The sequence below is a fragment of the Clostridium sp. chh4-2 genome (genome assembly GCF_002899675.1).
Taxonomy (GTDB): Bacteria; Bacillota; Clostridia; order Lachnospirales; family Lachnospiraceae; genus CHH4-2.
On sequence record NZ_PKUU01000015.1, the window covers coordinates 114,387 to 128,216 of the forward strand.

The window sequence follows — 13,830 nt, forward strand, 5'->3', positions numbered from 1 at the left end:
GCCGTCGCTTTCCTGTTGATATATTCATTATGTGCAGAACTGCTTGTGGTATTCTTATTAGGAGGCAGGGTGCTTTTTATATCATAGAATCACTTTCCTACCATGATTCGGGTGTCAAAAGGTCTTGTCCCCACAAGTTGTCTAAATTGTTTACATGTGCAGGAATTTAGGAATCCTTAGACTGTCGGATTTTGCGTTGAGACGAAAATGACAGCATGTCTGAGCGCAGCGAGTTCTGCATTTTCGTCTCGCTTTTAGCAAAATCCGGCGGTCTTAGAATTTCTTAGTTCCGAACCCTGCAAACGATTCAGACAACTTGCGGGGACAAGACCTTTTGACACCCGAATCCTACCATATGAAAAAGACTGCCCCACATCGTTTTCCGGTGCAGAAGCAGTCCATATTTTAAATATCCAGGCAGAGACGCGTGAATCTTTCTTCTCTAAGATGGAGAATTTATCACGATTCCCTATTTATGTTAATCGCGTTCCATTCATTTAATAATTGCTCTAATGATATTGCCGCCAATTTTTCCCCCATCGCCAACACCGCCTCATCCAAATGGACGCTCAAGATCTCTTTAAAGAAGCGGCCGATCTGGCAGCCGTCCGATATCTTGGGATGAAACTGAAACAGTTCATTGGGGTTATAGCCTTCGACCGCGATGTAAATATCCCATAATGAAATATCAGACGGCGGTTTTGCCAAGGTAGTCGCTCCCATGCCGGTGGAAACATTCAATATGCCTGCATTTTTTAATTTCCCGTACAATTGACGGATCATCACCGGGTTGGCACCGGTGCTTTGCGAAAGTGTTTCGCTGGTTATCTTTTTATCTTTAAAAACCGTAATAATCATAAGCATCTGAATGGATACGGTAAATTGGGTGCTCATCTTCATACTCCAGCCCTCCATGTGTATGTATTGACGTTACGGTTCACCGCTTTCCGTCTGATCCGGCTCCAGCGATGAACAGTAATTATTTTACGCTATTTTATGGGGAAAGTCAATTGTAGCTATTGACGCTACAATTAAGCCGGTGTATAATCTATTTGTAGTGCACAAAGCTACAAATGTTATTACATATCAAACAGCAGGAGGTCTTTATCATGAAGAAAGAAGCACTGGAAGTATTAAAGAACCGAAGAAGCATCCGCAAATTCAAACCGGATCAGGTCACAAAAGAAGAACTGCGCACAGTACTGGAAGCAGGAACCTACGCGCCTACAGCCGCAGGAACCCAGGCCCCGGTGATCGTGGCAGTCCAAAACCCGGACACTGTGGCAAAACTGGATTCCATGAATGCGCAGGTTTTAAACTCACCGAAAATGCCGCATCCGTATTACGGAGCGCCGACCATTCTCGTCGTTCTGGCGCCAAAGGACGGCTATGCCCCTGTACAGGACGCCAGCCTGGTCGCCGGTAACTTAATGAATGCCGCCTATGCAGCCGGACTTGGCTCCTGCTGGATTCACCGCGGTAAAGAGATGTTTGAATCAGAGGACGGCAAAGCGCTTCTGCGCCAATGGGGACTTTCTGACAATCTTCTGGGAGTTGCCACCATTGCGTTAGGATATCCGGAAGGCGCACATCCGGATGCCGCTCCTCGTAAAAACGGATATATTGTTGAAATTGATTAATTAATAACTGAAATTATATGCATAAAAAAGGGAGCCTTGACGAAAAGATATCCGTCTCGGTTCCCTCTCCTTTTCTGCATCCTCTTTGTTAACTGTATATGGATTTGCAGGCCCATTTTTAATGCATTACTTTAAAATACTGTTCTAAAATCCCTTTAATATGCTGATACCGCCTGGCATAAGAATTCTCCACGCGGATTAACTGCATATTGTGCGCATCGCATATCGACTGCTTCTTCCGATCCCTGGCCATCACCACATCATTTTCATAATGCTCTTTCCCATCGAGTTCAATCACCAACACCGGATATTTCTGCTGATCTCTCTGTTCATACACCACAAAATCGAACCGCCCGGCATAGAATAAATCGCTGTAGTTCACATTTTCTCCAAACACATGGGCAACCGACACTTCCTTTTCCACGGTAAAACGGTTTTGGGAAAGCCAGATATTGTCCAGCGCATGATTCAAATTAGCCAGAAATGCTTCCTCCGTGGCGCTGCTGAACGGCTTTATTCCCAATGCTCTGGAATTTGTCTCTTTCCCGGCAACATTGGAGGTGCCGTTGCTTTTGACATACTGGACTAAATCGTACAGATCATCGTCTCCGCCCTGCTGATGCAGGCGCTCCAGATTTTCCGTATTCGACAGGACAATTAATTTTTCTTTAGCCCGGGAGGTGGCCACATTGATCAGCTCCCGGTTATTTTTCAGCCATTCATAAGTCCCTGCGTGGGTTTCATCCGTAATTGCCGTGGAGAAAAGCACAATATCCTTTTCGTCTCCCTGAAATGCGTGCACCGTGCCGCAGGCCACATTCTGCAAACGCTCCTCCTGAAGCCTCTGTTCGATGGCTTTCCGCTGATTGACAAATGGAGTGATCACCCCAATGCTTTTATCCTTATAGAGAGCCGCATAGCGGATGATCTCTTCCACTTCAGCAGGCGCGGTATTTTTATAATTGGTCTTTCCATCCGCAATATTTACATATACCAGCGGCTGTTCTTCCGAACTTTTCGTATGGATCAGCAGCTTGGAATTATAATATTTCTTATTATTAAAACCGATAATCTTTTTATTGCAGCGGTAATGGTTATGCAAAAGCACCTCATCGCTTACGGAATCGCAGGCCAGAAATGTCTTATAAATTGAATTTTTCCGATAATCATATTCTTCGGATATGGCATATTTTTTACGCAGCTTCTGGTTTGTGACCTCATCCAGCAGGATTACCGGATTCAGCTGTTGGGGATCTCCTACCAGCATCAGGTTTTTCCCACGGATAACCGGAACCAGCCCTACCGCAGTATTGCACTGGCTGGCTTCGTCCATAATCGTCATATCAAAATAAGCTTTAGGGCTGCCCAGTTTATGCGCTGAAATGCAGGTCGTTGCCACGATGGGAAATATCTCCAAAAAATTCTCCAAGTTTTTTTCATCACTTAAATACAGATTAAACTCAGACAGCCGGTCGTCCTCTTTTTCCATAAACAGGATGTCTTTCAGCTTTTCATTCTTGGGGCTGTCGATCTTTTTAATATATTTCGCCGAGGTATAATAAAGGTATTTTTTCAGCTCTTCAATGTCATCCGTCAGCAGTTTAAACGCATCTTCATCCGATATGGTACCAATTTTTTCTATTCTCCGGTTTACTTTTTCCAACTGCCGCCCTTCCAGATCGGCTTCAAAAGGCAGCATCTGCATAGCTGCCCCCACTTGTCGGTTATACTCCAGCATTCGCCGGATCGTCTCGCTTCTCTCCTTTAATTCCAGAACCTCTTCATATCTTTTCAACAATTCCGATAAATGTCTGGCCCGCTTCGCCCTGTCGTCTTTCTTTTTATCCAGAGTTTTCTCAAATACGGAAATCCCTTTTACCTGCTCATACATCTGCCTCATGTATGCCAGAGCCGCTCTTGTTTTTTCCGCATTCCCCAGCCGTATGATAGGAAATGGAATCCTATCCTTCCGGTAACGCATGGAAGTCATCTTCTCCAGAACACTGTCGATGGGATGGTTATTATATGCCGTAAGCAGAACCGTTCTGCCGTTAAAAAATGCCGTGATCACCGCATTGATGATGGTATTGGTCTTCCCCGTCCCGGGCGGTCCCTGAACATAGGTCATGGGATATTTCATCGCATTATGGATGGCAAGCAGCTGGTCCAGATTAATCCTCTTATCCAAAAGCACAATAGGCATCGTCCTCCTGCTCACCGGGCGCTCCAGAAAATCGCCGAAAAATGCTTTCAGCGGCACCTCCACGTTCCCGTTCCGGTACATATCCATCACGGCATGGTATTCTTTATGCAGATCAAGAGCCACATCTATTCCCAATCCGATTATATAAGGCATATCATCTACCCCAAAAATCTTAGGATTGAATTTGGTTATGGAATCCTTAATCTTCTCCTGATTCTGTTCAAAATCCTGGAGCAATTCGTAATCTTCCGCATCCAGATATTTACGGACGCTCTCCTTTACCCCGTCAATGGTAAATTCCGTACAGATTGTAATATCTTCATCCGGCTTGAGGCACCGCCGCTTTACATCCAGCGCCAGTTTCCGGTATGCCAGCACATACAAACCGCGCGTGGTATGGATGCTTATCACATTCATGGCTAACTGCTGGATTGAAAGCTTCTTCCCGTCTTCCTTACTCATCTCCGCTTTCGTCTGAAAATTTTTCACAATCCAACGAAACTGCTCATCGTCCAGAGGATAGACGTCACCTTGAAAGCTCTCCCTGTCAAGATACCGCACCAGTGTATAATCCGCCTTATAGGGCGTTGCATCCATCCTGTTACAGTCTTCCAGATAGCTCAATATTTTCAAATTGGACACGTGGTCAAACAGCGGTTTGTATTTATGGGGATTTAGATGAATATCCTGAACAAGGGCCTGATTGACCGGGCAGTAAGAACCTTCGATTATCTGGGAGGAAAGAATGGAGTCTATATAAATCAAACGGAAATTATCTATGGAACAGCGCCCCAAATGAAGCCCCTCCACTTCCAGAGTCCGCTTTGACGCATTAAGGTTCAGAATCCCTATCCAATATTTTGTAATTTTATCCTGTTTATTGCGGTACTCAATCGACAGCCACTTTCCTTCGTGGATGGCTTTGAATATATCGCGGCAAATGGCATCCATAGTCTTTTCGCTTATGCCTCCTATTAGTCGTTCATCCTGATCGGTATAGGGATATCTCACGCATTTTTCCAGCCTGCGTCCGCCTGACAGGCATTCGCCGTCATTTTGCAGGAACTCACATGGGTTTCAAGTTTTTTTCCAGCCGCCCTATCATCCATGCCAACCGATTCGAACGCCCGTCCTCCGTCTTGGCATCAAAATAAGCTCTGGTATATGTCTTTTTCACAGATGGAGACATTCCCTGAAAGTTATTATATGCATCTTCATTTTGTTTCAGCAGACTGTTTACCGTTTCGATCTGCTCATCTGTAATTTCAGCTGGTTTACCGGCGCTATCCCACTGGCCATTTTTCTTGGCTTCCTCTATCTTAGTCCTGCCAAAATCGGTCATTAATCCGCGCTTTTCTAAATTTTCAGCCAACGCCTTATTTTTCTCAGACCATTTACTGTTTTTACGGCGCGGGGAAAAATACTTTACATATGTTTTGTCATCAACCTTTTTCATTAAACCATCGATCCAGCCAAAACATAAAGCCTCTTCAAGGGCTTCACCGGCTTTTAAAGCCGAAAATTCCTTGGTTTTTCCAAAAAGCAGCCATACGCCGTCATTGGACAGACAATTTTTTAAAAGCCACTCTCTAAATTCATGGCGTGTGTTAAAATACAACGGATCATTCATGCAGCGGTCTCCTTATATTCTATAGTAATTCATTGGCTCCGTTCATTTTACAGAAATCTCGTAATTGTTCAGTCCCCCACAATTTTTCTATAAATTCAGTGTACTATATTTATAACCAACCGTCCATATCAAGAATCACGCCATACAAAAAAACATGGCGGAAATCCCTCAAAATGATTTCCGCCATGATCTCTCAGCCATGAACATTACAGAACTAAAAAGCAGTTCATCTAATAAATCCTTTCTAATTTATGGAACCCATTCTCCATTCGGTCCTGTCTTATAACCGTCCGGTGTCCTTTCTCCTGCATACATCTTCCCTTTTCCTCCATCGGATTCCGTATGGAAATAATACCATTTGCCGTCAATCTCTCTCCATCCCACAGACATGGCGCCGTTCTCCTCCAGATAGAACCATCTTTGGAATGACGGATCATAGACCCAGCCCGTTTCCATCCTGCCGTAAGATGCCGCATCCTGGCTCAGATAATACCAGGTCTCTCCCTGATTCAGCCAACCCGAAGCCGCCAAACAGTCTTCTTTAAAATAATACCATAGGCCGCCGATTCTCTCCCAGGAGGACTGCGCATAGCTTCCGTCCGTTTTCTTAAAGAGCCAGCCACCGCCATTCTGTTCCCAGGAACCGCTGACCGTATCCGGAACCTCCCTCCGCTCAGCAGAACGAACAGGGCGGGAACTGTGCTTGGAACCAGTCCTGTCTCTTACTGTTATCCTGCAGGACGCCTGACCATCGCCGGCTTTCGCGGTAATAACTGCCTCGCCCGGTTTCAATGCCAGAATCCGGCCCGTTTTATCCACAGAAACAATATCAGGCCTGTCTGAGGAATAGATTACAGTCAGTTCTTCCTCTGCTTCCACAGTCGTTTCCAGTACCTGCATATCTCCCACATTCATAGTCAGACTTTCCGGCTTTACAAATACTTTTGCCGGAGCAGATTCTGTAATTTCAATCTGACAGGAAGCCTTCAAACTCATATCCGCCATGCTGACAGCCGTTACAGTCACTTTTCCGGGCGCTTTGGCTGTCAGTACAGTGGTTTCTTCTCCGCTTTCCGAAAGGATCTTTCCTTTTTCCACACTGCCCAAATCCCCGGTAATCTCCCAATATACCTGAGGACTTCCAGGGCTGAAATACTCGCTGTCTGAATACAAGACAGCTGAAAAATCCAATGGAATCGTCTGTCCCTGTTTCAGTTTCAGCGAAACAGTACCGTCTGTAATCGCCTCTTCTCTGGAAATAATATTCAATCCTCTTGGGTAATTAATCAGTTGGTTTCCATATCTTAAATAACTGGCCTCCAGCGCTCCCGCCGCTGAAAATGCCCAGCATATGCTGCTGTTTCCCTGATGTTTCGCCTCCGTGATCAGATGATAATCTCTGGAATCATAGGCGGCAGGGAGATTCAGATTAAGCGGGCCTATCTCCGAAGGTTCCACATTCTCAAGCGGTACGGCTCCCGTATCCCGGATTCTCATCTGCCGGTTTTTAAACAGTTCTTCTTTCCCCTCATTTTCCTTCTGCTCAATTAATTGAAGGTCATCTTCCAAAATATCTTCGCCCGCACCATTAAAACTCTCCGCATTGGAAGATGTTGCCACCCCATACTCGTCGATTATATCTGCATTTTCATCTCTGTCTTCCTCGTAAACGGCATCATCTTCAATATCCATGCCGTCATCATAATCCGCATCTGACGGAGATGCTGTTTTACTGTGTTTCCGGTTCTTTCGTATGTCGGTTGAAACAGCGTTTTTGTCCGCATTAGACGATGTAGCTGTTTCTACTGCCGTCTCTCCCTCATCGGTTTCCGTAACTCCTCCAATATCTGTTCCAATATCTGTCTCAGTATCTGCCTCCGCATTTGAGCTTGTAGCAGTTCCCGGAAACGGATCGTATCCTTCTGCTTTTTCTTTATTGTCCAGTATTGTAATTCCCCGGTCTGACGAAGCGTATGTATAGGCATAAATGCAAGGATATTCCGAAAGAGCCGATGCATCAATCAAGTCCGTCTCGTCACTCCAGCTTGTATAATAAAAAGCTTTTCCCGGAATTGCCGTCACACCATTCACCCAGTTTTCAACGTTTCGGCTTGTAAAAAAGCTAATTTTTCTATGATCATCGTTTGAAAAAGCCACATGTATTTCAAAGTCAGCGTCTTTTGGAATCATAATTCCGTCCTCCAAACGCACGGTATGAAAGCCCGAATACTTAATATAACCTGATTTCACCTTTTCCACCGGACCATCTTCTATTCTGATACCGATTTCATAGGAAAGTTCTCCCTGCCCCACAGCAAAACCAACCGCTCTCAAAAGCTCAGCATCTCCGTCATTGTGAAAGACCTCTACCCCCCTTAAAAAGCCTGTGTTGCCTACTGCCACATCAATGAGCCCACCAGCCGAATTACTGTACATATGGTTATAGTTGTCATTTTTTTCACCGGGCGCATATGCAGACGGCGTAAAAGCCGGTACTCCAAAGTCGCAAGACTCGTAAGAAACGTAAAAATAATCAGGTACCCCATATATATTATCCGTCCCATAAGAGTCTCTGCAGATCCACGCCCCATCATGTTCCGGCATGGTCTCTTTAATGAGTTTTATATTAGAGCCATCGGGCTCCACATCTGATGGTATCTCCCTCTGTGTAACACGGAAATTCTCTCTTTTCACCGTATCATCCCAGCCCACAATCAAAGTCGAATGGCCGCCGAACCTCTCATATTCCATATCATTGGGAGCATAAAAGTACCGTAGGTCCCAATCCGGATATCCGTCACCCTCATTTTTATCCAGATACTTATAACTGGTGTAAAAACCAGTTTGGACGGCCCCATATGTCATAATCGCATTCTTCCAATGCTCTATATGTTTACCGTCTCCGTTATTCCCCGGAAGAATAATCGCATTCTGTTCATGAAATTCCGGATTCGCCTTTTTATAGAAGATATAATCGCCGGGAATCTCTCCATAATCCCCCTTCGAATAATAGGGCACTACGGATTCATTTACCGGTCCCTGCCAATGGGCAAGATAGTGCATAACGGCAATCGGGCTGCTTCCCTGATCCTTTTCTTCCGCATTTTGAATATTCAAATAGCGGAAAGGTGATTCAGGATCAAAAATGGTTCCGGCTATATGGGCCTCTGAATAGTCCGGCTTCTTCTTTCGGTCTGCCTGCCCGGCAACACGCAGTGTATAGGAAGCTCTCTCCGTTCCCTCATGAGGGACAATGCGGACGGTATAGGTTCCCGCTTCCAGACCGGCAGGCTCTAATATCTGGCTGTACGGCTTTCTGGATTCTCCAATCACGCGTTCCTTTGATATCAGCTCCAGATCACACGGATAATCCGATTCTAAAGACAGTGTTAAATCCGTCTCATCTTCCAGCCGGAACGAATAGCGATCCTCATCTTCTGCCGAAGAAATAACAGCTTCCAGCTGGCTTGGAAAGGCAATGATAACTTCCCCCCCGCTTTCAACTTTTTCCCATAGATCTTCTGCCTCTTCATCAACAGCCGCCGGATCTGGCAGCGCATAAACCATTATCGTCCCTAACGCAGTTGTCTCGTACACCCCCAGCATTACCGCTGCCAGGAACCAAGCTGTTTTTCTCCTAAATGTCCGCTTTAATCGTTCTAATCGCTCACCCATTTTATAATGTCTGCCCCTTTTTATGTATCCGGATACATTTTTTATGTTATCATGTAACTGTTCAGCAGGTCCGAAGAAATCGATAATCAATCTACTGCATCCCCATTTTCTCCACAAATTCCTCATAAGTTATCTTTCCTGATGCAAAATCCGTCAGCCCCAAATACATTTTTTCACCTTTTGTAAACGGCCGGTTAATGCACATATCCAATCGTTCCATCTCATTTTCCACAGGAGTTAACACATCTTTTCTCTTTGAAAAGGCCTCATAATAGCGTATGCCAAATTTTCTTTGTGACATCGCGCTCAAGTGGATTCCGTCGGGATTGGACGTTAATCCTTCTGCCGTCACAAAATAGCAGCATTTCTGCTCAGCGGCAAATCTCATCAACTCGCCATTGATGAGATCATATTCCGTACAATTCAGCCCAAAACCCGACTTCCCCAAATAGTCTCCCAATCCGCCCATGATAAAAGGTATTTCAGGTACATCCAGTTCTTTTCGCAGCGCCTCCACTATCACCCGCAATTTTTCATAATAGGTGTGATATTTTCCGCCATTACTGTCGTTCTCCCCCTGGTGCCACAAGATTCCGATGAGCTCGGCGTCCTGCATTGCGAATTTTGACTGACAGCTTGCATGCTTAAACAACGTTTTATCTATGGCCCACTCATCGATTGAACTCCCTCCCTCTGCACAGGGAATTAATCCGATTTTATCCGCTTCATTCTCCATACACCACATTGCGGCAAATGATCCGGCAAGCCCCACGCCTGCAACCGGTCTGTCATAGTTAATCGGTTCTGTCATCATTTGCCATCTTCCGTTGCGGAGCATTTGAATTCTTTCATTGCAGATGAGCGGCACTTCATTTAAAAAGCCCCGCCCGGCCATGTTTGATTGGCCGATCATTAAAATTGCTTTCATTATGTCCTCCTGTTTTGTGTACACTTCTCTTGTTTAAGGCGTTTTTGTAAGACCGCTATTTCCAAATTATATCACGATTTTCCAACGCTGGCGACTTCTGTTTTACTGAAGCTTCGCATTCTCAGATATGCCTTTTACCGAAAATTCTCATTTAGTTTCGAAAAAACAGAAATAAAAGCCGCCATATTTAGCCCAATTCAGCGGTTCTTTCTTGGCTTTGGGTGCGGAGCTGCGCCGGAGGGTTAATATCCCGTGTCCGCCGGGCTTCCTACTCGCCATAAAAATGAACGTGACTGTCGGACACAAAATACATGTGTTCGCCAGTCACGTTCATTTTTACGGCTCGTATTCAGATGGCGGTACACTGGGATATTAATCCTCCGGCGCAGCTCCGCACCCAAAGCCAAGAAAGAACCATTCAGCTTTATGACGACTTTTTATATATTTACATATAACTCTAAAAGCAAGAATGTAACCACAATTTAATCATTTCATCTTTTCCTGGCACTCGCTGCATTCCCTATCGTGAATAGAAATAATACCGCCGCATTTTAAACAGGTATATCTCTCTTTTTGATTTTCCATAAATGTTTCTAAACCGCTTTGCCGAACCTGTTCACTATTGCCCATAAAGCTGGCTTGATACCTTTTGTTATAGCTTTTTTCAAGATTTTTTATCAGCTTACAAGGATAATCGGAGCAATTAAAGCAATAAATCACCTCGTTTTGACCGGCACACTCTTTTATCTTACATTTACGGCAGTGTTCCGGCTTTCCTATATCGGTATTTAAACAACCGGCGCATGGCTTTTTGTGATAACAATGCTTATAACAAACCATACAATTCATTCCGCAGGGAGCAAACATAATTGTATCAATATTTTTCGGCATTTTCATAGACTGGTTCTCCTGCTAAATTTAATTTACCCGCTCCTATACTCTTTCCGCTGCTGTAGAACCCCATGTGCTGCATAATACACTTTAAATTGTCAGCAGGAGAAGTATAATGACCTTGCTATAATCCGTCATCCATAATGCAGACACCATATTATCAAAAAATTCACAACTTGATCATATCTCAAAACTATCTTTCTATATAAAATCTTACAACTTCCTTCAGTTCAGCACCGAATTCCTCCAAATCTTCAAAATCAATCGCGCCTTCACTTATAAGTGAAATAATATTATAAATCATTTGTGAACGGCGCATGTCTGCGCAGACACCGGTCTGCCTCCTGTCTTCCTTAATTCTCTTTTCCAAACGCCAAAACTTATCTGACGGATTGGCGTCTTCACTTAATAATTCTATGTATTCCTTATTGAGTTTGTCCATATAGGCTTCCTGCCAATCGGATATCTTATTTCTAAAAAGTTTCCAGTCCTTTTCTGTAAATCCTCTTTCCGGCAAAATATAAATCCTCCTGTTATTCCCGCGTTATAGAAAATTTATACAGCAGCTTCTACATGTCAAAAAAAATATCAATTGGCAGTTTCAGTTTGTGTTTTTCACTAAACGCATCTATAAATTCGTTTGTTGGTTCCTTGTGTTTTTGATATTCCTGTGCAAGTTCGTTTTTAACCTCTTCACGTTTTGAATCTGCCTTTTCTGCCTCCACATAAATAATACCATGCATTATACCATAGGAAACATATAGTTCATATAATCCATCTGGTGAAGAAAATAAACTCACTTCGACTTTTTCATCGTATACTTCATCTATTTCCAGATAAGTATCTTTATAATGCCTTTCTTCTTCCGAAAAATATTCAGTTACATTTTTCCACTCATACATATCAATATCCTCCGCGTTCATTTTTATGCAATAGATAGACATACCACATCCTACTCCCTGCAGTGCAGCTTACATCCGCTTTTACCCAATCGTCTCCCACCAAATACAACTCTTCCTCAACCAGCCTGATCCACATCTGTTGAAGCAAAGCCGGTATTGCCATCAACCGCGCAGCAACTACATCGTCCACTTCATCAACAATAGTAATTACCAAACCTCCACTTTGATCTTAGCGGCAAAAACCTTTTACCAATTTTAAACTAAATTATTCCTTCGATTTTTCTTCTAGTTCAAGTAAGAATTTATCATAATCTGATATGAACATTCTATCCTGTACGATCCGATATTTTTCGAATTCTGTTTCCGCATAAAGTTTTGCCTGTTCTGCACTGATTTTTCCAGCATCCGTAAGGATTTCATTTCCATTAAATTCCAAAAAACCATCCAGACGCTTCGCCCAATCTTCCATACTCATCGGAATCTGACGCTCCGCCTGCAGTTCTGCGTAATCAAGGTACAAAGATACAATACGTTCCATGTAGGACATCTCTTTATCACTTAAATAATTCTTTGCAATCAAAACATCCGTTTTTACTATCTTACCATCAGGAGCTGCTTCCCACGATGTCAATCCCATATGTTCTTTTTCAGCATCTGCACGTTCTACAATCAGTTCTGCTACTGTATGCCTGTGAACTGCCCAATGCATTTTATTCTGCACTGTCTGGAAAAAACGCCTCGTAGTCTTCGCATCTTTATCATAATCAAAGGCGGTGGCATATAAATCCGTAACTTTCTGATAGAACTTCCGCTCTGAAAGACGTATCTCGCGTATATTTTGCAACTGTCTTTCAAAATACTCGTCCGTGAACATATGTCCTTTTTTCAGACGTTCTTTATCCATCGTCCAGCCTTGAATTGTATAATCTTTTACAATTTGTCCCGCCCATTTACGAAAACGGACCGCACGTTCATTATTTACTTTAAAACCAACAGCAATAATCATCTGGAGATTATAATGAATAAGCTCTCGATTTACCTGACGGGAACCTTCCGTTTGAACTATCCGGAATTTCCGGATAGTTGCCTCCTCTATAAGCTCATTGTCGTCATATATTTTCTTGATATGTTCATTAATTGTCCTTACATCTACACTATAAAGCTGTGCCATCATTCTCTGTGTCAGCCATATATTTTCGGACTCGTAACGCATTTCCATACTATCAGCATTATCACCGACCGATGCTACATAAGTCAGATACTCAGCTGCCGAGCTGTGAATGGTTATTTCGTTTTTCCCTTCCTGCATAGTCCTCTCCAGTTTCATCGTAATTTTTAAATTATTTTTAATAAGCTAAGTTTATTATTAGTGTTACTTAATCCAGTTCCACACAGCATTCTGTATATGTGGAGTCTGTGAAAAAGATTCCTAGAGGGCAAAATTCGGCCTTGGTGGAACGGTTATTATTCCTGTCAACATAGCTCTACTGTTTTTTCTAAAGTCTCAACTTCGGTCTGTTTTAAAGTGTGCACAACCTGTGGCACATTACTTTTCATTTGCTTTCTTCTGCAATAACTGAAGTGAATTCAAATAATCTTGTTCAACATCGCTAAGTGTCCTCGCTTTATATTTCCGATATTCATCGGTTGCCTTATCAACTGCCTGTTTATGAGATATGCTTCCATTTCCCTCCAAAAGCAGCTCTCCACTCATTGTCAAAATACGATCCAGATGGTCTGACCAGTCCTGCATGGTCATAACCTGCTCCCGCTCTGCCTGGCGCTCTGCAAAATCCAAATATCCGGATACAAGCTGCCCCATAGCACGAAGTTCTTTCTCGTCCAGATAGTTCTTCGCTATAACGGCCTCTTTTAATATAGGTTGTTTTCCTGCAAAGGTAGTCAGTCCCATAAACTCTCTCTCTGCATCCGCACTTGTATAAATAACCTCCACCGCCAAG

At 43.5% G+C, this 13,830-nt stretch carries 11 protein-coding genes; 1 reads left to right on the forward strand and 10 read right to left on the reverse strand.

The window, feature by feature from the left end:
- Window positions 1-459: 459 nt before the first annotated feature.
- Entirely contained in the window at window positions 460-900 is a 441-nt protein-coding gene (locus tag C0033_RS16325; RefSeq protein ID WP_103228955.1) for an Rrf2 family transcriptional regulator, read from the reverse strand.
- A gap of 209 nt (window positions 901-1,109) precedes the next feature.
- Here C0033_RS16325 and C0033_RS16330 point away from each other — a divergent pair, with 209 nt between their 5' ends.
- The gene (locus C0033_RS16330; RefSeq protein ID WP_103228956.1) at window positions 1,110-1,640 is read left to right on the forward strand and encodes a nitroreductase; all 531 of its coding nucleotides are present in this window, start codon (window positions 1,110-1,112) and stop codon (window positions 1,638-1,640) included.
- A gap of 118 nt (window positions 1,641-1,758) precedes the next feature.
- Here C0033_RS16330 and C0033_RS16335 read toward each other — a convergent pair whose 3' ends face one another.
- From C0033_RS16335 to rhuM, 9 genes are all read right to left on the reverse strand, one after another.
- Window positions 1,759-4,854 carry an AAA domain-containing protein gene (locus tag C0033_RS16335; protein ID WP_347501148.1) on the reverse strand — a complete coding sequence of 1,032 codons (3,096 nt, stop codon included), beginning with the start codon at window positions 4,852-4,854 and terminating at the stop codon, window positions 1,759-1,761.
- A 55-nt stretch (window positions 4,855-4,909) separates the two neighbouring features.
- Entirely contained in the window at window positions 4,910-5,473 is a 564-nt protein-coding gene (locus C0033_RS16340; protein ID WP_103228958.1) for a YdeI/OmpD-associated family protein, read from the reverse strand.
- 249 nt (window positions 5,474-5,722) lie between these two features.
- A complete protein-coding gene (locus C0033_RS16345) occupies window positions 5,723-9,148 on the reverse strand; it encodes an Ig-like domain-containing protein (RefSeq protein ID WP_180994775.1) in 3,426 nt (1,141 codons plus the stop codon).
- A 91-nt stretch (window positions 9,149-9,239) separates the two neighbouring features.
- Window positions 9,240-10,079: a sialate O-acetylesterase gene (locus tag C0033_RS16350; protein ID WP_103228991.1), complete on the reverse strand. Its 840-nt coding sequence runs from the start codon at window positions 10,077-10,079 to the stop codon at window positions 9,240-9,242.
- Between the two features lie 483 nt (window positions 10,080-10,562).
- A complete protein-coding gene (locus C0033_RS16355) occupies window positions 10,563-10,973 on the reverse strand; it encodes a DUF3795 domain-containing protein (RefSeq protein ID WP_103228960.1) in 411 nt (136 codons plus the stop codon).
- 187 nt (window positions 10,974-11,160) lie between these two features.
- On the reverse strand, window positions 11,161-11,484 hold the full coding sequence (locus C0033_RS16360; protein WP_103228961.1) for a multidrug transporter: 324 nt from the start codon (window positions 11,482-11,484) through the stop codon (window positions 11,161-11,163).
- 52 nt (window positions 11,485-11,536) lie between these two features.
- On the reverse strand, window positions 11,537-11,869 hold the full coding sequence (locus tag C0033_RS16365; RefSeq protein WP_103228962.1) for a hypothetical protein: 333 nt from the start codon (window positions 11,867-11,869) through the stop codon (window positions 11,537-11,539).
- A gap of 265 nt (window positions 11,870-12,134) precedes the next feature.
- Window positions 12,135-13,178, reverse strand: a complete 1,044-nt coding sequence (locus C0033_RS16375; protein ID WP_103228964.1) for a virulence RhuM family protein — start codon at window positions 13,176-13,178, stop codon at window positions 12,135-12,137.
- A gap of 237 nt (window positions 13,179-13,415) precedes the next feature.
- A complete protein-coding gene (rhuM, locus tag C0033_RS27790) occupies window positions 13,416-13,823 on the reverse strand; it encodes a RhuM family protein (RefSeq protein WP_347501150.1) in 408 nt (135 codons plus the stop codon).
- Window positions 13,824-13,830 lie beyond the last annotated feature (7 nt).